The following is a 19,931-nucleotide window of genomic DNA, read 5'->3' on the forward strand; positions in this document are numbered from 1 at the left end:
TGTGGCTAAGAACATACTTCAAAATGTATTGATAGCAATGAAAAATATAAAAAACACAATTACCATATTTATAATTCTAGCAACTATTTCATCGTGTTCTGAAAAACAAGATAACTTCTCAACACATGATTGGATTCTTCATTACTATGAGTTCAATGAAGATTACAGCAGCTCAACATCTCATCAAAGAATTTTATTTAAAAATGACTCGATAGTCTGTATTTCCAAGATAACTGGAGAGACAACACGATTTCCATTGATAAAGAAAGACAGCTTAATTATTTTTAAAGAATTATATACAATAGGAGGTAAAGGAGAAACAAAGAAAGACACTATAGTAACCGACACCTTACTTTACGATTTTAAAAACATTTTTAATAAACCTCTATTATTTATAAAACCTTTGAATTCTGAATATTTTAATGTGCTCACATCTTCAAAAGATAATATTCAAATTGAAGAAAGCAACAACTTTTTATCAATTACTAATTTTAAAATAGGAGGTTTTGAAATTGGTGATTCAATATCAATTGATAGTTTAAACAATGTCAAAGACGCAGATAATTATGGTGTAAAAAATTTGTTGATTGCTAATCCAAAAAACAATGACAATATAGAGCTAGAAATAATTGATAAAAAATACATCTATAGCATCAAACAGAGAAATATTGAAAAGAGCCAAACTGAAAACATTGCTAAGATTATAAATGAAAAAATTAATATAATTCCGGATACTATAAACCAAACACAACCTTTCTATTTAAATGGATTTCAGTGGAGTCATAATGGTATTGACATAAAATTAGAAAACAATAATATGTATCAACATTATATGGACATTGTTCATGAAACTAAAGGGAATGGTATTTTAAGTATCGCAAGACAAACCGCAGCTTTAAAACTTGCTAACGAAAGCTCTGAACAAAGCAGCTACTACGAACTAGAATATAACAATTCCATTCTACAAGAAATATTAAGAACTATCAGTACAAGAAAAACACAGTCCTCAATTATTGAATAATTGAAGTTTCTAACTCAAGATTAATTTAAAGACTAAATTATTTTGACTATTCCCTTATAAATTAATTGTAGTAAATTATATATTAATCAATGCGACCTCTACACACTTATTTCACCATCTTCCTCCTACTCCTAAGCACCCACATCACCACTGCTCAAGAAAAACAAGTAGTTGAGTACTTCAACACGGGTGAGAAAAAAAATGCTGGTCTTAAAAACGCAGCTGGCTTTCCTACGGGTGAGTGGATTTATTATAGAAAGGATGGAGCGATAGATACTAAGCTCACTTTTAATGGTTCAGATAATCCAGTAGGCCCTTTTGAAATGTACTACCGCAATGGGCAGTTGCAAACTAAAAGTTCTTATGCGAGTGAGGGTTTCTATAGCATGGACGGCCCTTACGAGGATTATTACAGTAATGGCCAACTAAGATCTAAAGGAGTTTATAAGGAAAATCAAAGTATCGGCAATTGGATGGGGTATTGGGAAAATGGCCAACTCAAATCAAAAACCACCTATAGCAGCGAAGGTGTGATTATAAGTAATACAGAATATCACAGCAATGGCAACTTGAGACTAGATGCTACCTACACAGACAAAGGCGACTTTACCGGCAACCTCAACATTTATTATGAGGATGGAACGCTATTTACCTCTCAAGAATTTGACGAGCTAGGCAACAAAAAAGGCGTGTACACTTCTTTCTACAAGAACGGCAGTATCAAAGAGCAAGGTGAATATGCAGGCATCGATTACTTTAAGAAAAAAGGCGCCTGGAAATCTTTCTACAAAGATGGTACATTACAAATGATGGTTACCTACGACAATAAAGGCAACCGCCTAGACATAAAACGCTATGACACCAATGGGGATTTGATTCCTGAGCAGGAGTGATATAAAAGCTGTTTTCGCGAAAGCGTACTTATCCTAAAGCTAGTTCACGTACAATTCAAGCGTCGTAAAACCACTTCATACAAATAACCCTACCTTTGTAGCCACAAAAAAAATAGCGACAATGAACAATACTCCCCTAAGAACCCTTGTACAAGGCATCCCAAAAACAGAACTCCACCTCCATATAGAAGGTAGTTTTGAGCCAGAATTGATGTTTGAAATCGCAAAGCGCAATAACATCACCCTTGCTTATGATTCTATTGAGTCACTTAAGAAGGCATATACATTTAATAACCTTCAAGAGTTTCTAGACATCTACTATACAGGTGCACAAGTGCTTTTACACGAGCAAGATTTTTATGATCTTACGTGGGCATATCTTACCAAGGTGCATAGTGAGAATGTGGTACATGTAGAGGTGTTCTTTGATCCACAAACACATACAGATCGCGGTGTTCCTTTTAAAACTGTAATCACCGGGATTTACAATGCGCTTGAGAAAGCAAAAAGTGAATACGGTATTACTTATAAACTCATCATGTCTTACTTAAGGCACTTAAGCGAGGAAGCTGCATTTAAAACACTAGAAGAATCACAACCATATAAAGCGTGGATAGATGGCGTAGGACTTGACTCTTCTGAGCAAGGTAATCCTCCTAGTAAATTTAAAAACGTATTTGAAGCCTCAGCAAAAGAAGGCTACAAACTAGTTGCACACGCTGGTGAAGAAGGCCCAGCAGATTATATCTGGGAAGCGCTTGACGTTCTAAATGTTGTACGTATAGATCACGGTAATCGCTGTCTAAGTGATGACGCACTTGTGGAACGTCTTGTAAAAGAACAAATCCCGTTAACGCTTTGCCCTACTAGTAATGTAGCGCTTAAAGTGATTGATAAGATGGAAGAACACCCAGTGGCAAAGATGCTAGATAAAGGGATTCTTGCGACGATACACTCTGATGATCCAGCATACTTTGGCGGATACATGAATGAGAATTATTACCAAACAGCAAGTGCCTTAAACTTATCTAAGGAGCACATCATGCAACTTGCCATCAATGGTTTTAAAGCAAGCTGGCTTACCGAAGATGAGAAAAACGCACACATCACAAAGGTGAAAGCATACTTTGCTTCCATCGATTAATTATTTTAATAAGGTTGCGCTTTAGCAAGAGCGCAACCTTATTTCTATCGTTCTGTAAGGGACATCTCATCACTAACCAAGAACACCTAAGCGACTGATAACTCAATCTTTATAGCTATTTTTGAACTAACTTAAATAGGAATACTATGGAGGTAATAAAAATTATATTCTTTGCGCTTGGCACTTTCTTTGGCGTGGACGATAGTACCATTGTGGCAGAAGAAACTGCGGTACACATTAACATAACAGAACAAATTATAACGGTAGATCAACAGGATGTCTTTGCACTCGTGAGCAATGAGAAAGACAGCCTAAAGATTAGAAATACCCTCTATAGAATTGGCAATGCGCAAGCACAAGAAAAGCGCCTTACCTTAAAAGAAAAGTTTGACACCTACGCTTGGTCCACTTCTGAAATAGTGAGCCGTAAAGAAGCAAAGCAACTTGACATCAAACTCAAGTTTAAATATGTTACTAAGGAGCAGCTTAACGATTTTGGGATAGACTACGTAGAAAAAGATAGCTCCTACGCTATGATTAACATCCCAGCGTGGAATCTTAAAACCACTACTGGAACACTACGCGATAATTACTGGTACTTTAAAGACAGTATTTCCTTCACCCTTTCACCCGCTAAGGATATGCCTAAGAAATATCTTCCGTTTAAAAAGGGATTATATGATTACTGGGAGCAGGTGAAGCCATAAGCATAGATTATAAGAATTGTTGTTACGCTTTCGCGAAAGCGTAATTACCTATCAAAACTATATACCGTATATAATCCTCATCAAACAAATGATGAGGATTTTCTATTTCTAATACACCCATAACATAAATAATTGTTAAACCCTTTTTAATTACTAAACGGTTGGTTAGTTTTGCACAGTAATAAGAAACAAGTGGCTAGAAAAAAGAATTATGATGAGCGTGAAGTAGTCGAGAAGGCTATGAATCTGTTCTGGAAAAATACCTACGAGTCTACCTCTATGCAAATGCTAGAGAAGGAAATGGGTATTAATAAATTCTCCATCTATGCGAGCTTTGGTAATAAGCACGGTCTGTTTTTGGCAAGCTTATCTTTTTACAAAGAGAAAGTGGGCGCTATCATTAAGAAGTTTGCTAGCGGTACAAATGGTGTTCAAGATATCAAGCAGTTTTTTATAGACTCTGTAACGATACTTGATCCAGACGGATCTCGCAATGGATGTTTGCTTACAAACACTTATAACGAATTTGCAGCAAGTGAAGACGCTGTGATTCAAGAAGAGATGAATGCCTTTATGAGTAGTATAAAGGAGCTTTTTATTGAAAAGCTGAGAATGGACGGTAGTAAAGATGAAGCGACAATCATGCGTGAAGCAAACTTCCTTTTACTAGCAAAACATGGCCTAGCTGCTGCCTCACGAGTAAACACAACAAAAGAGATTGAAGATTACATAGAGATGACGTTTAAAAACATCTAACTATTTTTTTACTATAAAACTAAACGAACGTTTAGATAATATTAACATACATTAAAAATTACAATTATGACTTCATTAAACATTCACAACATAGAAAGCGCACCACAAGAAAGTAAAGCACTTTTAGAAAAATCACAAAAAGCTTACGGGATGATTCCTGGTTTACATGGCGTACTTGCTGAGTCTCCACAATTACTAGATGCATACCAACAACTACATGAGTTATTTACAAACTCTTCATTTAACGCAGATGAGTTAACGGTAGTATGGCAAACAATTAACGTAGAGCATGCATGTCACTACTGCGTACCAGCACACACAGGTATCGCAAAAATGATGAAAGTAGATGACGCAATCATCGAGGCTTTACGTAACGAGACTCCACTAGAAGATGCAAAACTAGAAGCACTACGTACATTCACTTTATCACTTACACGTAACCGTGGTAACGTTTCTCAAGAAGATCTTACTGCATTTTATGCAGCTGGATATGGAGAAAGACAAGTGCTAGATATCATCTTAGGATTATCTCAAAAAGTAATAAGTAACTACACAAATCACATCGCAAACACACCTGTAGATGCTGCATTTGAGAAGTTTGCTTGGGAAAAAAAATAAGTAACTCCCCTAACTTAATTAATAACAAGCCTTCCTCAATATTGTAGGAAGGCTTGTTTAAAACAAATCATATGAGTATTTCAATAGAAAATAAAGTAGCATTAGTCACTGGCGCAAATAGAGGTATTGGTAAAGCGATTGTGGAGTCATTTTTAGACCACGGAGCAAAGAAAGTATATCTAGCGGTACGTGATACAAACTCTACAAAAGAACTAGAAGAAAAGTATGGTGATAAAGTAGTCACTTTACAAGCAGATGTGTCAAACACAGCCTCTATAAAAACACTAGCAGCACACGCTACAGATGTAGATGTAGTAGTAAACAATGCAGGAATAGGGACACCACAGTCTATCATAAGTGATGATGTAGAAGAAGATTTTCTTAATCAGCTACAGGTAAATGCTTTTGGATTAGTGCGTGTTGCAAACGCTTTCGCGAAAACGTTAGAAAGCAACAAAGGAGCATTAGTACAATTAAACTCTATTGCTTCTATCAAGAACTTCTCTCAACTCTCTACGTATTCTGCATCAAAAGCTGCATCATATTCTTTAACACAAGGAATTCGCACAGAATTAAGTCCACGAGGAATTAATGTACTAAGTGTACACCCAGGCCCCGTAGATACAGATATGGCAGCAAAGGCAGGTTTTGAAAATGGAGCTACAACTTCTGAAATTTCTGAAGGAATTGTAAGCGCCTTAAAAGCTGGAGATTTCCACTTATTTCCAGATGATATGGCGAAGCAGTTTGAGAAAGAATACGAGAACTTTTCTAACAACATCGTAACTTCAGATTTTTAAGGAGTAATTTCACTTTAAAACAAATATCATGATAAAAGTATCTGTAATGTACCCTAATAGTGATAGTGTTAAATTTGACACCGACTATTATAAAAATAGCCACTTACCTATGATTCAAGAATCACTAGGTGACGCATTAAAAGGATTAGAACTAGAAGTAGGAATTGCTGGAAGAGCGCCTGGAGAGCTTGCACCTTATGTAGCGATTGCTCATTTAAAATTTGATAGTGTTGCTTCTTTCCAAGAAAGCTTTGCGCCACACCAAGAGAAGTTTGCAGCAGATGTTGAAAACTACAGCAACGTGCAAGGAGAATTACAGATAAGTGAAATCATAGCTTTGTAATACACCTCTTTTGAAAATAAATTTTTTAAATATTATAGTTTGTGTACTTCTATTATCATGCGGAGATAATAGAGGTACTCAACAAACTAAAGAGTCAAAAGAATCTGTAATGACTTTTGAAAATAAAGGTCATGAGTTGGTGTATAACATGGTTCAAAAAGTAGGTGACTACAGGAGCCTATTAGACAAGAAAGATGTCATCTACACATACACCTATAAAACCGCCGATGGTAAAGTAGATGTTGCTACAGAAAAATATTTATTTGATGGAGAGCTATCCTACGGTTTATATGATCAACATGAAAGGACAATACCCCAGCTAGAAGGAGCTATTGAGCAAGGATATGATGGGAATGAATATTGGTTAAAACATGACGGAGAGATTGTAACAGACCAACTTCTTATTGACAAGGTGATGTTTAATAGACCCACCAATTTATATTGGTTTGCAATGATGCCAAAATTGCTAGATCCTAATATAGTATACAATTATATAGGAGAGACTGTAATTAATGAAGCAACGTATGACATTGTCAAGGTCTCCTTTAATATACCCAACAAGGAGAATACAGATGTTTATAAAGTATATATAAATCAAGACACAGGTCTCGTAGATCAGTTTCTTTTTACAGTCGCAGCATACAATGTAATCGACACTCCTTATTTGATGCAACTTAAGTATGAAGCTATAGACGGACTATTAATTCCTACGCAAAGAACATATCAAAAATCAAATTGGGATGGTGTTGATTATAACGGACCTTCGACAGAAGTTACTTGGACTGATATTTCTTTTAATAATGGATTAACCATAAAAGATTTCAAAAAATAAAGTTGCTATCGCTATGGAAAAGTTAAGTGTCAACATAAAAAAAATAGCAAAAGATGCTATTAGAGATGTTTTTAGAACTGACACTAGCAAACCTGGTTTTATTCATATTGATTTAGGAGAAGATTCTTCCTCTAGCGAACTGAGAGCTACTATGGTTGCTCTTAAAAAAGAATTATCTAGCTATACAAAAGCAACTTACAATAGACCATTAAGCTACCACTGGCTTGTCCGTTTTGATCAACAAGTGAATACGCCTTTCCATGTAGATAACGCTGCAGATCAATCTTTTTTAATGCTGGGCTATGAACCAACTGCAATACAAAGCGAGCTGTATATAGGAGACTATCACAAGTATGCTAAGGAAAGTGAAGATGCTCCAAAAAGCTACCTTAAAGAATTTACACCTGTTTTTGAAAACAATCTAGAGCATCTCAAACCGTACATTACAAAAGTGGAGACCTTGTCAAATAATTCTTATAGTATTGTATTGATAAATAATAGTGTTCCTAAGCAAAACAATGAAACATTAGGTGCGTTTCATAAAGCAACAATGCGTTCTCAAGATCTCTCAAAAGAGAGAGTGGTAAATTCTATGATTATGAACATGCTTCCTGAGCATGAAATCGCACTCAATGAACCAGATGAACAGCACTTTATTACAACTAGCGAAATAAGTAAATAGTAAAATGATGAAAGAAAAATTAAAAATAGATATTGTCTCAGATGTAGTTTGCCCATGGTGTACCGTAGGTTACAAACGCTTAGAAAAAGCAATATCAGAACTTGGTATTGAAGACCAAATAGAGATTGAGTGGCAACCATTTGAGTTAAATCCTCAAATGCCTGCCGAAGGTCAGAACGTAAACGAGCATATTACAGAAAAATATGGATCAACCGTGGAGCAACAAAAAGAGTCTAAGCAACGACTGGTAGATGCTGGAAATGAGCTTGGCTTTACGTTTGACTATTTTGACGATATGAGAATTGTAAATACTTTTGATGCACATGTATTATTAGAGTATGCAAAGAAATTTGACAAACAAACAGCATTAAAAATGCGACTTACTGCTGCTTACTTTAGTGAGCGTAAGGATGTATCTCAAAGAGAGGTCTTAAAACAAGCACTACTTGACGTTGGCTTAGATGCAGAGGAAGGTCTGGCTTTACTTGAAAATGAAGAAGCTCGTTATGAAGTAAGAACGCAACAAGGTTACTGGAAGAACTTAGGTGTAAACTCAGTTCCTACTATTGTTTTTAATAGAAAAAGTGCGGTTACTGGAGCACAACCTGTTGATTTATTTAAGAAAGTACTCTCCGAACTTATTGCAGAATAAAAGGATATAGATAATCATTCTTTAGAATTCGCTTTTCCCTAAAAGCTTTTTTAAAGAATATAGAACCCGTACATAATGCTCAAAAAGCATCTTGTGCGGGTTTTCTTTTATAGTATATCATGTCCTAATTATGGAAGACTCCTTTATATGAGCCTATACTACTTAACTCATAAAGGGATTACTTGGCATTTACTCGTTTATCATTTTCCCAAACTCCTTGCTCCGTAATGTTACCTTTATTATCAAATACTTTTCCTTTACCGTTCTTCCTATCATCCTTCCACTTCCCGCTCCATTTTGTCCCAGTTATTAAGATGAGAGATCCCTTACCATGTCGTTTTCCTTTCTTAAACGATCCTTCATAACGCATTCCATTTGCCCAAGTGTAAGTACCTTTTCCAGAAACATATGCGCCAGAAAGTCTACCAGAATAGGTTGTTCCATCTAACCACTTTACAACACCTTGAGTATATCGTCCTCCTAATATTTCTACATCAAAAATAGCTCCTTGTAATTCAAACTTATGCCATCCGTCTGGCCAAGACTTTACCTCTAGATTAGTAGGCAATATTTTAATTCCTTGTGCGTGTACCGCTGTAAATATCCCTACGAAGAGAACCGATAGTAATAGTAATTTTTTCATTTTAATAGCTTTATCTCAAATACGTCGCTATCTATTCACGAAAACTTACACAACCTCATTACAAAACGATAAACACCTCATTATGAATGGCAACTAATAATAAATAAATTTTAAAATGAAAAGTTTTTAATTTTTATTCGACCTAGTGATTGTAATTAACGTATCAAATCAATGGAAATGGAACACAATAAAAACATTATTATTTTTGACGGAGCTTGTAATCTCTGTAATGGTGTTGTGGGCTGGCTCCTTAAATTTGCACCAAGCGAATTGTTTGAATGTATCGCCTTTCAATCTCCAAAAGGTCAGCATATTTTAAAAGAATATGGAAGACCTACAGATCGTTTAGATACCGTAATGCTTATTGAAAATCAAGAACTACATACACATTCTGATGGGTTTTTAAAGATCATTTCTAAAATCCCAAAGTGGAAATCGGTAGCAGCACTACTTGCATTTATCCCAAGAATCATACGTGATTTTATTTACAACACTGCTTCTCGCAATAGACTTAAATGGTTTGGTGCTTCTTCATCTTGTACTATTAATATATAGTTATAACATAGAAACCCAACACTCCCTAAGAAGCATTGGGTTTCATCAAACAACAAAAAGCGACACCCGTAGGTGTCGCTTTTTGCTAGTTGTCATTAATACTATCTATAAACTTTACATCTCGTGTATTCTTTTGCACCGCTATGGCTGAAAACAGACTTAATGTAAAAGACATTCCATAAAATCCTTTCTCACTTAATTCTAGATCTGCATTCCATAAACCTACAACGAGTAATAAGATAGAGACGATAGTGACAAACCAACTTATACCATAATAAATATCTGTTACTAGCACTCCTTCTAGTCTATCTCTCACGCTTTTTTGTACTGATACTACAGCAAATAATCCAAATAGTAATACTGTAAAGTAATATCCCTTTTCATTGAGGTACATATCTGCATTCCATAGTCCTACACAAAAGGACACCATCCCTACAAATAATGCACTCCATGATGCACTTATAAAAGCTCCCGTAGGCTTGTTTGAAAATGGTTCTTGTTTTTTATTCTTCTTTTCTGTTACTGGTGTTTCAAATTGATTTTCCATAATAGTTGTTGTTTGTTGTTGTTTAATTGGTAATTGTGATATTCTAAAAAGCTTTCTCCATCTCTAAAGAGTGGCCTTTTCTAATTGTAAATCTGATTTTCTCCCTTTAGGGTTGGGGTAAAAAATCTCATTTTCTAAAAAGCTTTCCCCAACCCTAAAGGATGGCTTTTTCTGGGTGTGATTAATAATTTTCTCCCTTTAGGGACGGGGTAAAAACCTGATGTTCTAAAAAGCTTCCCCAGCCCTAAATGGTGGCTTTTTCTAATTGTAATCCTGATGTTCTCTATTTAGGGGCGGGTTAAAAAATCCGATGTTCTCCCTTTAGGGTCGGGGTAAAAATCTGATGTTCTAAAAAGCTTCCCCCATCCCTAAAGGGTGGCTTTTTCTAATTGTAATCTTGGTTTTCTCCATTTAGGGTTGGGGAAAAATTCTGATATTCTAAAAAGCTTTCCCCATCCCTAAAGGGTGGCTTTTTCTAATTGTAATCTTGGTTTTCTCCCTTTAGGGTCGGGGCAAAAATCTGATGTTCTCCCTTTAGGGCTGGGGCGATAAATCATCTTTTATAATTTCTTCTTCAGTTTTGTCTTCTTTTGCTATCTCCATAATATGATCTCCGCAGGAGTAACAGTGTGGCAGGTGTGCATAATTTGTAGTCTCACAGCTATTGCAATCTTTAAAGAGTTGGAGCCCACAATGACGGCAGTAGTTGGTTACTTTTAGACTTCCTGCTACTCCTTTTTTTCCACCGCTCTGGTGAAACTCATTAATAAGATAATCTTTACCACAGCTAGGGCACATATGGTTTTCTAATGCTTTCTCTGCAACCTCTTCTTTTATTTGCTTTGATCGCTCTTGGGTAGATTGTTGTAAATCTTCTTTCTTGCGTTTTATAAATGCTTGTAGTGACCGTATTGCATATACTCCTAAAAAGATGGAAAGTAGGATACCGATTGTAAATCTCACATATCCTCCGTAGCTAGGTAAGTAAGGCACTAAACCTACAAAAAAGCTATAGAAAGAAAAGAACACATACCCACGATATAATGGCCAGTACGTATGCTTTCTTTTCTTTACAAGCATCCATAAACCTAGCAACAGTATAGGAAGTACAAATAGCAATCGTTTTAAAAAGATGCTCAGCTCATAACTTCTTACAGCATCATCATGTAGATTATACACTACCTCCATAGCCTCCTGCTCTTGCAAACTATAGACTGCCTGTGTATCTCTTAATGTTAAGATAGCTGCTGCATAAACAGACTTCTCTGTCTCGTAAGATTGTATCACTTTTTGAATGGAGTCCATCGTAAGGTTACGCTTTCGCACCTCGGCATCTACTGTAGATGATTGCGTAGCTGTACGTGTGGAAATCCAAGATTTAAAAGAGCGCTGCTCTTGAGATAAGGTAGTTTTGGCTAACTCAAGATTTATTTCTAAAGCCTCCTGACTACGGTATTGTTCATTTATTGAATCTTGAACCGCACGGTATAACGTTCTATGAGTATCCACATCTGTTTGCGATTCAAAATTTTCTAGCGTAGGACGATTATCAGATTCATCAATATCCCAGATAATTCTATTTGCAAGTCCTATTAAAAAAGCAGCCAGTAATATACTTATAACGTAGTGTACTACGGTTGTCGTTCTTGACAGTTTTTTGTTATTAAATTCCATGACCTTGTTGTTTGATTACAAGGCAAAGATGCAGTGATGTAGGAGCTAATAAAATCTAATATTTCAATATTACTTATGATATAAATAGAAATAAACATCATTTAATTCCTATATTTATTGCACTTTAAACAGATAAAACTTACGATTTAAAATGGATGTCACAACTATTATACAATCTTTCTCTACAGAGGACAGTAAGTTATTCAAGACCTATTTACGTTCAAAAAATAGAAGATCAGACACAAAGAATCTCACATTATACAACCTTATAAGAAAGGGAACGCCTCTTAAAGACATAGATATCTTACTATATGGAAGCCCAAATCGTAATGCGTATCATGCGCTATCAAAAAGGCTACAAGACAGTCTCATTGATTTTATAGCCACTCAAAATTTTGAAAATGAAACCTCTGATGATATGCAGGTTTTTAAATGGATACTCGCAGCACGTATTCTTTATGAGCAAGACCTCCATAAACCAGCTCAAAAACTTTTAAAAAAAGCGACTCAAAAAGCAAGAGACCTTGACTTACACACGGCTCTTATTGAAAGCTACCACACCCAGTTCCAGTATAGTCATCTTCATCCGGAGGTAGATTTACAAGAGCTCACACAAGCCGCACAACAAAACCAGCAGCGATTTATACAGCAAGAGCAACTCAACATGGCATATGCACACATCAAGCGCATACTCATATTTGATGAACATCTATTAAAGAAAGGAATACAGAAAACGGTAGAAGAGATACTCGCTGCTTTTCATATTGAAATCAACGAGACGTTCACCTTTAAATCCTTGTACCAGCTGCTAGAAATTATAAATACCGCAGCGCACTTAGATCACAATTTTGGCGAGGCACTGCCCTTTATCACGCACACTTATAATCTCATAAAGAAGAAGGAAAACGTTCAAGAAAAGCAACGCTTTTATCACATCCAGGTGCTTTACTTTATGGCAAATGCTCACTTTAGAGTGCGCGATTTTGCACAAGCAACGCATTATCTCTCGTTAATGAATACCGAGATGAATGCCGAAAATGGAAAGTGGGAATCCCGCTTTCGCGAAAACTTGCTTCTCATCAACTCCTTCGTTTTAAATTATAGTGGTAACTCCTCTCTGGCTATTGCAGATATAAACAACCACATCTCAACAACAAAACAGAAAGTTGATCCAGATATATTGCTCGCACAAGTGGTGTTTCTCACACAGCAAGGTGAGTACAAAGCCGCTATAAGTACGCTCAATAAATTTAAACATACTGATAGCTGGTATGAGGAACGACTAGGAATAGACTGGATGATTAAAAGAGATTTACTCTCATTGATTAATTATTATGAACTAGAATATATTGACCTCGTTCACTCACAACTCCGTAGCTTCAAACGGAAGTACAAAAAAATCATCCTTTCCGAAGTAAGATTGGAACGCTTTATAAAAGTATTTAGCCAGATCTTTAATGATCCGACTATTGTGAAGAAGGCAAATTTTCGCGAAAGCGTAATGAGTCAATTTACTGTAGACTCCCTAAAAGATGAAGATATTTTTATGGTGAGTTTCTTTGCATGGATAAAGGCGACGCTAGACGGCACAAAACTTTATGAGACCACACTTGCCATGTTGTGATTTTCTTAACAATATAGGGAGTCGCTGGTCTGTACCTTTTACCCACCAAAAAAGGTCAACCGAATGAAAAGAAAATTATCCTATGTGATGGCAACCCTATTTGCCATTACTATCGCGAGTTGTAGCACCTCACAATCTAAAGTTGCCAGCAAGGCAAGTGCTTCAAAATCAAAAGCAAAAGACAGTAAAAATGCCATTAAACCTTATGGCAAAGTCATCACAAAAGATGCAAAGACTGATGAAGGTCTTTTTACCGTACACAAACTAGACGACAAATATTTTTATGAGATTCCAGACTCACTTATGGGTCGTGAGATGCTCATGGTGACTCGTATTGCAAAAACTGCAGGAGGCCTAGGCTTTGGTGGTGGAAAGCAAAACACTTCTGTGTTGCGCTGGGAAGTAAAAGACAAGAAAGTATTATTGCGTGTGGTATCACACCAAGTATATGCTGCAGACTCACTTCCTATTTCTGAGGCTGTAAAGAACAGTAACTTTGAACCTGTACTGTATGCTTTTGACATTAAAGCGTATCATAAAGACAGTGTTTCTGGTTCTAGAAATACAGTAATTGATGCTACAGGTCTTTTTGAAAGCGATGTGAAGCCACTAGGTTTACCACAAAGAAGCCGTAAAGGATTAAAAGTAACAAAGCTAGATACTAAGCTTTCTTACTTAGATACTATAAGAAGTTACCCAGAAAACATAGAAGTACGTAGTGTAAAAACATACGCTTCTTCTGATGCACCATCTAATAGTGCTACGGGAGTAATATCTCTGTTAATGAGTAACTCAATGATCTTACTACCAGAAGTGCCTATGCAACGTCGTATGTTTGACGAGCGTGTAGGATGGTTTGCACGTGGTCAAACAGATTACGGAATTGACGTTCAAAAGAGTAAAACAGTGCGTTACCTTGACCGCTGGAGACTTGAAGTAAAAGACGAGGACATGGCTGCCTTTAATCGTGGCGAACTTGTAGAGCCTAAAAAACAAATTGTTTATTATATAGATCGTGCGACTCCAAAAAAATGGATTCCTTATATTAAGCAGGGTATAGAAGACTGGCAAGTAGCTTTTGAAGCTGCAGGTTTTAAAAACGCCATCATCGCTGCCGATCCTCCATCTGTAGAGGAAGATCCAGACTGGAGCCCAGAAGATGTACGTTACAGTGTGGTACGTTACCTAGCTTCTCCTATTCCTAATGCAAATGGACCTCACGTAAGTGATCCACGTTCTGGAGAGATTTTAGAAAGTGATATTAACTGGTACCATAATGTAATGACATTATTACACAACTGGTATTTTGTACAAACTGCAGCTATCAATCCTGAGGCTCGTAGTAATGAGTTTAAAGATGAAATCATGGGACGATTAATTCGTTTTGTGAGTTCGCACGAGGTAGGTCACACACTTGGACTTCCACACAACATGGGAAGTAGTGTTGCTTATGCGGTAGATGATTTACGTGATCCTGAGTTTACTAAGAAATATGGAACTGCACCATCTATCATGGATTATGCACGTTTTAATTATATAGCACAACCGGGAGATGGAGATGTAGCCTTAATGCCTAACATAGGTATTTATGACAAATACTCTATAAACTGGGGTTACCGCCCTATCCCATCTGCAAAAAGCGCAGAAGACGAGAAGAAAACTTTAGACAGCTGGATTCTTGAACATGCTGGAGATCCTATGTACCGTTTTGGAAGACAACAAAGAGGTGTTATCGATCCTAGTTCACAAACAGAAGATCTAGGTGATGATGCTATGAAAGCTAGTGCTTATGGTATTGCAAACCTTAAACGTATCGTTCCTAACCTTATTGAGTGGACGGCAGAAGAGGGTCAAAACTATGACGAGCTAGATAAAATGTATGGTCAAGTATTATCACAATACAATCGTTACATGGGACACGTTGCGGCTAACGTAGGTGGTGTATATGAAATGTACAAAACCTATGATCAAGAAGGAGCAGTATACACACACGTACATAAAGCAAAACAGAAAGAAGCGTTAGATTTCTTACAGACACAACTTTTTGACACACCAGAGTGGTTACTAGATAACAACATTTTTGATAAGATTGAAAATGCTGGAAGTGTAGAACGTGTAAGAGGTTTCCAGACTAGAACACTTAACAACCTTCTAGACTTTGGACGTATGGCTCGTATGCTTGAAAACGAAGCTATGAATGATGCAGATGCATACTCACTAGTTACTATGATGTCTGACTTAAGAGCTGGGTTATTCTCAGAGTTAAGAAGCCGCCAGGCAATAGATATTTACCGTCGTAACTTACAGCGTGCATATGTAGAACGTCTTGAGTTTATCATGACAGAAGATCAAAGTGGTGGTCGTTTCTTTAGCGGGACAAGAGTAAATGTAGGTCAGAGTGATATACGTGCCGTAGTACGTGCAGAGCTTAAAGATCTTAAACGTGATTTACAGAACAACCGACTTAGAGACCGTATGAGCCGCATACATGCAGAAGATCTTGTAGAGCGTATCAACATGATACTTGATCCTAAGTAATACTTACAATAGCTTACTTATAGAAACAGCCAGCAATCATGTGATTACTGGCTGTTTTTTTTTATGGATCCATTTTATTAAGGTTCATTCCTTATAGTTGCAGACAATTGGAAGGGTTACGCTTTCGCGAAAGCGTGCTTTGATAAAATCATAATAAAGTCACAAAAAATTATAATCATTAAACCTTCCTCTTTTTTTTGGGTCATATAAGTGTTCAACAATTAAAAAAGAAAAAAGATGAAAAAGTTAATGATGATGTTTCTAGTACTTGCGACCGTATCAATGTCTGCACAAAGAGGTCCAAGATCTGGAGAAGAAAGAATAGGTAATGACATGACTGCAGAACAAGTTGCTACACTTAATACAAAGAAGATGACACTTGCACTTGCACTAGATGATAACCAGTCTAAAAAAGTGTACACCGTGCTTCTTGATCAAGCAAAAGATCGTAAAGCGATGCAAGCAGAGCGTAAGGCAAATAAAGAAAAGCCAGAGCTTACTAAAGAGCAACGTTATGCAATGCAGAATGAGCGTCTAGATAAGCAGATTGCTATGCAAGAAAAAATGCAGAGTATCTTATCTGAAGATCAGTTTAAGCAGTTCAAAAAAATGAATGCTAAGAGAAAAGGAAAGCGTGGTGACAAAGGAAAAAGAGGTCACGAAGAATCACGCAGAGGGAATAAATAATTTTGATTGATTGGTTTATTTTTAGATTGAAAACGGCATCCTTGATTGGGATGCCGTTTTTTGTTATAGTGATTTTGGAAAATGATTATGGTTGTTCTCCTTCTAGAATTTTTGAGAAGTCAAATATATTTGCTTCTGTATATTCTCCAACTCTCAACATAAATGAACCCTTTTCATTAATCATCGGAAGAGCGCAGCAGTGTGTCCCGCTTTTTAAATTGAATGTCTTAGTAAAAAAATTATCTTTATCCTTATAGAAATCATTTCTTGGGTATTATAAGTTTCTTAGCTGATTTCTCTTGGAGTGGGATGTAAATATTAGTAACATTTTCTAAGCTTAATTTTCTGTAGAATTCATCAAACCAATCTTAGTTACTTCTTATCAGAATATTTGCTAAAGCGATCTATCCATCCATTTTCTATAGTCGGTTCTGCTTTTAGCATCTCACTTATTTCCTCGAGATTAACTTGCTTACCGTTTTCTTCATAAATTAATTTATAATTTTCTTGTTCCTCAAATATTTTAAGAAAGGTAAAAATTAAATCAGATTGTGTTCTTTTAATTAATTTTTTTAGACCATTTATTTGTTCATCATTTAATGATTTAACGAAACTAGCTTCTTCTTTAATAATGTACGGAGGCTTTGTTATTTGCTTTAGGTCGTCTACTAAATTTATACCAGAGTCATATCCATCTTTAATAATTAACCTCCCAAAGTCATTAAGTATATTTTCATTTAATATCATTTTTTAAATTTAAGGATTTATTCCCTTCCAAGTAATATGATTTGTATCAGTAATACCTTGCATTATATTAATTTAAAAGAACTATAACTTCCATCCCAATCCTCCCCATTTGATATAATTTCTAAAAAATTACCTTTATCGCTATTTAAACATAATGCATATGAAACCTCATAATCTAATCCTTCAATGAACAAGCTTCTCGTGGATGAAAGTAGCATATTGAATTTCTTGGCTTCTTGAAATTCCAGTCTATAGCCAAAATTAACAATTACCCCTACTCCACTATATTTTCTATCCTTAACTGTAAAATCTTCAAAATGATTTGATAAATAAGGATAAAGGTTTTTATTGTCTTCAACTATAGTTTTTAAAATTGAAAGTTCTAATATGTTCAGATTTTTCATATTATATGCATTGTAGAAATCTCCTACTTAATATTTAAATATTATGGTAAAGTATGTCGAATAAATTTAATGTGCTTTTGATTGGGCTGACCAATTATAAAGATGGAAAGCTTTTTCATTTTCTTTATAAAAATATTCTTTATCATCGACTTTTATAAAATCAGATTCTTCTAAATCAATTGAATAATAATTATAGCTTACTTTTTTAGGCAATGACATTAAAATCGTTTTGTTGTTTAGCTCTATTACCAAGGTTTCATCTCTCTTATAAATATCTTTTATTGTAGAAATAGTATCTCCAGGTTTACCAAAATAATTTCCATAAATAGATATTACACCTAGCGTTTGAAGTTCCTTATTTTTAAAAGCATTTATTAGTTTATCTAAATCCAAGTCTGTAATTATTTAAAAGAGTCCTTTTTTCTTTGATGTTAATGCAGTTTGATGAACTAAGTCTTTTGGATAATATTGGTTATCTATAAAACTACTATCATCTAAGCCCATAATCTTAACCACTGCGGCTGTCTCAAAGCTCCAATAGCCACAATAAATATCAGCCTTACTATTATGGCTATTATAAAGGTTCATATGCTTGTGGTAAAAGTCTTTTTCTAAAAATTGTTTTATCAATTTTGAGGCTTCTACTTTATCTTCTGTTTCTGTAGCCTTACGAAGTTTATCGTATACTTTTAATATTACAGATTGCTTTGTATCGTATTCTTCTGGGCGTTTTTGTTCTCTATTAGGAAAGCGAGCTTTGATAATAAATTCATATAAATTATCGCTGATATTGTCTCTATCAATAATATCAACCAATATTTGAAAATCTTCATTGGATACTTCCAAAAAATATGCTAGTGATAAATATTGCAATACTTCTTGATAAATATGAATATAATATTGGTCTAAATATTGACTTTTAGTAACGTGAACTTTTCCATTATTACCTGTCAACGATTCATTCATCAACTTAATTCCATTATGAAAATCACTTTTGAGTTTTTCTAAATAATCTCCATTTGAAAATTTAGCATGTATAATATGTAAATAAGATGATGACATCGCTTTTTTTACAGGAATTATCCTTTCATCTTTTATTAAAACAGAATTTAATTTAACAATCCTTTTTTCCAAAGATTTATATGTATCGTCTAGAAAAGAATCAAAGTAACTTTCATCTTTCAGCTTGTCTCTCATATTTATATTACTATTTTTTAAGGAGTCCATACATTACCTATGTTACCAAGAGCATCTACTAACTTATAGATTACATTACCATTAGGCCCGTGGGTAGCTAAAACTCTAGTATAACCGGCATCAATAATATCATCTGCTAAACCCGTGCTTCCAACTGTATTTGCTAATTCTCCTGGCCTTGTTATCCAAGCATCACTCATTTGTTTTGGAAGATTTGTCGCGTCATTAGCCGAATTAAGCGAAGGTGTTGTAGTAGAAGAGAACTTACTTTCTACAATGAAATATTGTCCATTCTTTTCAAAAACGGCATCCTTGATTGGGATGCCGTTTTTTGTTATAGTGATTTTGGTAAAAGATTATGGTTGTTCTCCTTCTAGAATTTTTGAGAAGTCAAATATATCTGCTTCTGTATATTCTCCAACTCTCAACATAAATGAACCCTTTTCATTAATCATCATAAGAGCATAACAATGCCTTCCACTTTTTAAGTTAAACGTTTTGGTAAAAAAATCATCCTTGTCCTCATAAAAGTCTTTTCTAGATTTTGTAAGCTTTCTTAATAAATTATCTTCAAGCGAGATGTAAATATTTGTGACATTTTTCAATGCTAATTTCCTATAAAACTCATCATTCCAATCATTATCAATTACTCGATATTGATTGCGCGGACAAGTGCTTAAAAACGTTTTAAAAGTAATAATAAGCTTAGTGCCTTCTTTCCAATTATAGTTTTGCTTCAGAAATGCTACTTTATGTTCAGGTATGGAACCTTCAAAAACAAATTCACTTCTTCTATCTACTTGTGCATGGCCTACTATTGAGAAAGAAAACAATACAAGAAATATTACTACGATATTTTTCATGACT

The 19,931-nt window shown here is 35.3% G+C and carries 24 protein-coding genes; 15 read left to right on the forward strand and 9 right to left on the reverse strand.

All coding sequences use genetic code 11. The annotated features are described in order from the left end of the window. The first annotated feature begins 1 nt into the window (after position 1). The 11 genes from DCS32_RS03730 (at position 2) to DCS32_RS03780 (ending at position 8,448) form a co-directional block, all read left to right on the forward strand. Positions 2–1,021, forward strand: coding sequence for a hypothetical protein (locus tag DCS32_RS03730; protein WP_162533587.1), 1,020 nt, complete (start codon positions 2–4; stop codon positions 1,019–1,021). 89 nt (positions 1,022–1,110) lie between these two features. Continuing rightward, positions 1,111–1,914, forward strand: a complete 804-nt coding sequence (locus DCS32_RS03735) for a toxin-antitoxin system YwqK family antitoxin (protein ID WP_108877047.1) — start codon at positions 1,111–1,113, stop codon at positions 1,912–1,914. A 121-nt stretch (positions 1,915–2,035) separates the two neighbouring features. Continuing rightward, on the forward strand, positions 2,036–3,058 hold the full coding sequence (locus tag DCS32_RS03740) for an adenosine deaminase (RefSeq protein ID WP_108877048.1): 1,023 nt from the start codon (positions 2,036–2,038) through the stop codon (positions 3,056–3,058). Positions 3,059–3,204: 146 nt separating this feature from the next. Next, on the forward strand, positions 3,205–3,765 hold the full coding sequence (locus DCS32_RS03745) for a hypothetical protein (RefSeq protein ID WP_108877049.1): 561 nt from the start codon (positions 3,205–3,207) through the stop codon (positions 3,763–3,765). A 192-nt stretch (positions 3,766–3,957) separates the two neighbouring features. Then, the gene (locus DCS32_RS03750) at positions 3,958–4,521 is read left to right on the forward strand and encodes a TetR/AcrR family transcriptional regulator (protein ID WP_108877050.1); all 564 of its coding nucleotides are present in this window, start codon (positions 3,958–3,960) and stop codon (positions 4,519–4,521) included. A gap of 66 nt (positions 4,522–4,587) precedes the next feature. Further along, positions 4,588–5,139: a carboxymuconolactone decarboxylase family protein gene (locus tag DCS32_RS03755; RefSeq protein ID WP_108877051.1), complete on the forward strand. Its 552-nt coding sequence runs from the start codon at positions 4,588–4,590 to the stop codon at positions 5,137–5,139. A 71-nt stretch (positions 5,140–5,210) separates the two neighbouring features. Continuing rightward, positions 5,211–5,939 carry an SDR family oxidoreductase gene (locus tag DCS32_RS03760; RefSeq protein ID WP_108877052.1) on the forward strand — a complete coding sequence of 243 codons (729 nt, stop codon included), beginning with the start codon at positions 5,211–5,213 and terminating at the stop codon, positions 5,937–5,939. A 28-nt stretch (positions 5,940–5,967) separates the two neighbouring features. Continuing rightward, a complete protein-coding gene (locus DCS32_RS03765) occupies positions 5,968–6,282 on the forward strand; it encodes an EthD family reductase (protein WP_108877053.1) in 315 nt (104 codons plus the stop codon). A gap of 10 nt (positions 6,283–6,292) precedes the next feature. Beyond that, positions 6,293–7,114: a DUF6503 family protein gene (locus DCS32_RS03770; protein WP_108877054.1), complete on the forward strand. Its 822-nt coding sequence runs from the start codon at positions 6,293–6,295 to the stop codon at positions 7,112–7,114. A gap of 13 nt (positions 7,115–7,127) precedes the next feature. Next, positions 7,128–7,796, forward strand: a complete 669-nt coding sequence (locus DCS32_RS03775) for a hypothetical protein (RefSeq protein WP_108877055.1) — start codon at positions 7,128–7,130, stop codon at positions 7,794–7,796. 7 nt (positions 7,797–7,803) lie between these two features. Continuing rightward, positions 7,804–8,448 carry a DsbA family oxidoreductase gene (locus tag DCS32_RS03780; protein ID WP_108879230.1) on the forward strand — a complete coding sequence of 215 codons (645 nt, stop codon included), beginning with the start codon at positions 7,804–7,806 and terminating at the stop codon, positions 8,446–8,448. Positions 8,449–8,626: 178 nt separating this feature from the next. On the opposite strand, the gene DCS32_RS03785 is transcribed toward DCS32_RS03780, so the two are convergent. Beyond that, positions 8,627–9,091 (reverse strand): hypothetical protein, encoded by a 465-nt coding sequence (locus tag DCS32_RS03785; RefSeq protein WP_108877056.1) that lies wholly within the window; start codon positions 9,089–9,091, stop codon positions 8,627–8,629. Between the two features lie 177 nt (positions 9,092–9,268). On the opposite strand from DCS32_RS03785, the gene DCS32_RS03790 reads away from it, so the two are divergent. Then, the gene (locus DCS32_RS03790; RefSeq protein ID WP_162533588.1) at positions 9,269–9,646 is read left to right on the forward strand and encodes a thiol-disulfide oxidoreductase DCC family protein; all 378 of its coding nucleotides are present in this window, start codon (positions 9,269–9,271) and stop codon (positions 9,644–9,646) included. Positions 9,647–9,731: 85 nt separating this feature from the next. Here DCS32_RS03790 and yiaA read toward each other — a convergent pair whose 3' ends face one another. Both yiaA and DCS32_RS03800 read right to left on the reverse strand, forming a co-directional pair. After that, positions 9,732–10,193 carry an inner membrane protein YiaA gene (gene yiaA, locus DCS32_RS03795; protein WP_108877058.1) on the reverse strand — a complete coding sequence of 154 codons (462 nt, stop codon included), beginning with the start codon at positions 10,191–10,193 and terminating at the stop codon, positions 9,732–9,734. Positions 10,194–10,727: 534 nt separating this feature from the next. Next, the gene (locus DCS32_RS03800; RefSeq protein ID WP_108877059.1) at positions 10,728–11,867 is read right to left on the reverse strand and encodes a hypothetical protein; all 1,140 of its coding nucleotides are present in this window, start codon (positions 11,865–11,867) and stop codon (positions 10,728–10,730) included. Between the two features lie 151 nt (positions 11,868–12,018). On the opposite strand from DCS32_RS03800, the gene DCS32_RS03805 reads away from it, so the two are divergent. The 3 genes from DCS32_RS03805 to DCS32_RS03815 all read left to right on the forward strand — a co-directional run bounded on the left by DCS32_RS03805 (position 12,019) and on the right by DCS32_RS03815 (position 16,716). Then, complete coding sequence (locus DCS32_RS03805; protein ID WP_108877060.1) at positions 12,019–13,491, forward strand: hypothetical protein; 1,473 nt, start codon at positions 12,019–12,021, stop codon at positions 13,489–13,491. 63 nt (positions 13,492–13,554) lie between these two features. Beyond that, on the forward strand, positions 13,555–16,029 hold the full coding sequence (locus DCS32_RS03810; protein WP_108877061.1) for a zinc-dependent metalloprotease: 2,475 nt from the start codon (positions 13,555–13,557) through the stop codon (positions 16,027–16,029). A gap of 237 nt (positions 16,030–16,266) precedes the next feature. Then, entirely contained in the window at positions 16,267–16,716 is a 450-nt protein-coding gene (locus DCS32_RS03815; RefSeq protein WP_108877062.1) for a hypothetical protein, read from the forward strand. Between the two features lie 372 nt (positions 16,717–17,088). Here the strand turns inward: DCS32_RS03815 and DCS32_RS03820 are convergent, their stop codons facing one another. From DCS32_RS03820 to DCS32_RS03845, 6 genes are all read right to left on the reverse strand, one after another. Beyond that, a complete protein-coding gene (locus tag DCS32_RS03820; RefSeq protein ID WP_108877063.1) occupies positions 17,089–17,463 on the reverse strand; it encodes a hypothetical protein in 375 nt (124 codons plus the stop codon). A 62-nt stretch (positions 17,464–17,525) separates the two neighbouring features. After that, a complete protein-coding gene (locus tag DCS32_RS03825) occupies positions 17,526–17,867 on the reverse strand; it encodes a hypothetical protein (RefSeq protein ID WP_108877064.1) in 342 nt (113 codons plus the stop codon). A gap of 66 nt (positions 17,868–17,933) precedes the next feature. Continuing rightward, on the reverse strand, positions 17,934–18,260 hold the full coding sequence (locus tag DCS32_RS03830; protein WP_108877065.1) for a hypothetical protein: 327 nt from the start codon (positions 18,258–18,260) through the stop codon (positions 17,934–17,936). 12 nt (positions 18,261–18,272) lie between these two features. Further along, positions 18,273–19,094 (reverse strand): PoNe immunity protein domain-containing protein, encoded by an 822-nt coding sequence (locus DCS32_RS03835; RefSeq protein ID WP_108877066.1) that lies wholly within the window; start codon positions 19,092–19,094, stop codon positions 18,273–18,275. Continuing rightward, positions 19,082–19,264, reverse strand: coding sequence for a hypothetical protein (locus DCS32_RS03840; RefSeq protein ID WP_108877067.1), 183 nt, complete (start codon positions 19,262–19,264; stop codon positions 19,082–19,084). Before DCS32_RS03840 ends, DCS32_RS03835 begins: the two co-directional genes overlap by 13 nt. A gap of 156 nt (positions 19,265–19,420) precedes the next feature. Then, a complete protein-coding gene (locus DCS32_RS03845) occupies positions 19,421–19,927 on the reverse strand; it encodes a hypothetical protein (protein ID WP_108877068.1) in 507 nt (168 codons plus the stop codon). Positions 19,928–19,931 lie beyond the last annotated feature (4 nt).

The sequence above is a fragment of the Dokdonia sp. Dokd-P16 genome, from assembly GCF_003095655.1.
In the GTDB taxonomy this organism is placed as follows: Bacteria; Bacteroidota; Bacteroidia; order Flavobacteriales; family Flavobacteriaceae; genus Dokdonia.

Bases quoted from the DNA above. Each gene is read 5' to 3' on its own strand.
- DCS32_RS03735 (WP_108877047.1), top strand. From the start codon at position 1,111: ATGCGACCTCTACACACTTATTTCACCATCTTCCTCCTACTCCTAAGC.
- DCS32_RS03740 (WP_108877048.1), top strand. From the start codon at position 2,036: ATGAACAATACTCCCCTAAGAACCCTTGTACAAGGCATCCCAAAAACA.
- DCS32_RS03745 (WP_108877049.1), top strand. From the start codon at position 3,205: ATGGAGGTAATAAAAATTATATTCTTTGCGCTTGGCACTTTCTTTGGC.
- DCS32_RS03755 (WP_108877051.1), top strand. From the start codon at position 4,588: ATGACTTCATTAAACATTCACAACATAGAAAGCGCACCACAAGAAAGT.
- DCS32_RS03760 (WP_108877052.1), top strand. From the start codon at position 5,211: ATGAGTATTTCAATAGAAAATAAAGTAGCATTAGTCACTGGCGCAAAT.
- DCS32_RS03765 (WP_108877053.1), top strand. From the start codon at position 5,968: ATGATAAAAGTATCTGTAATGTACCCTAATAGTGATAGTGTTAAATTT.
- DCS32_RS03775 (WP_108877055.1), top strand. From the start codon at position 7,128: ATGGAAAAGTTAAGTGTCAACATAAAAAAAATAGCAAAAGATGCTATT.
- DCS32_RS03780 (WP_108879230.1), top strand. From the start codon at position 7,804: ATGAAAGAAAAATTAAAAATAGATATTGTCTCAGATGTAGTTTGCCCA.
- DCS32_RS03785 (WP_108877056.1), bottom strand. From the start codon at position 9,091: ATGAAAAAATTACTATTACTATCGGTTCTCTTCGTAGGGATATTTACA.
- DCS32_RS03790 (WP_162533588.1), top strand. From the start codon at position 9,269: ATGGAACACAATAAAAACATTATTATTTTTGACGGAGCTTGTAATCTC.
- yiaA (WP_108877058.1), bottom strand. From the start codon at position 10,193: ATGGAAAATCAATTTGAAACACCAGTAACAGAAAAGAAGAATAAAAAA.
- DCS32_RS03800 (WP_108877059.1), bottom strand. From the start codon at position 11,867: ATGGAATTTAATAACAAAAAACTGTCAAGAACGACAACCGTAGTACAC.
- DCS32_RS03805 (WP_108877060.1), top strand. From the start codon at position 12,019: ATGGATGTCACAACTATTATACAATCTTTCTCTACAGAGGACAGTAAG.
- DCS32_RS03810 (WP_108877061.1), top strand. From the start codon at position 13,555: ATGAAAAGAAAATTATCCTATGTGATGGCAACCCTATTTGCCATTACT.
- DCS32_RS03815 (WP_108877062.1), top strand. From the start codon at position 16,267: ATGAAAAAGTTAATGATGATGTTTCTAGTACTTGCGACCGTATCAATG.
- DCS32_RS03820 (WP_108877063.1), bottom strand. From the start codon at position 17,463: ATGATATTAAATGAAAATATACTTAATGACTTTGGGAGGTTAATTATT.
- DCS32_RS03825 (WP_108877064.1), bottom strand. From the start codon at position 17,867: ATGAAAAATCTGAACATATTAGAACTTTCAATTTTAAAAACTATAGTT.
- DCS32_RS03835 (WP_108877066.1), bottom strand. From the start codon at position 19,094: ATGGACTCCTTAAAAAATAGTAATATAAATATGAGAGACAAGCTGAAA.
- DCS32_RS03840 (WP_108877067.1), bottom strand. From the start codon at position 19,264: ATGAGTGATGCTTGGATAACAAGGCCAGGAGAATTAGCAAATACAGTT.
- DCS32_RS03845 (WP_108877068.1), bottom strand. From the start codon at position 19,927: ATGAAAAATATCGTAGTAATATTTCTTGTATTGTTTTCTTTCTCAATA.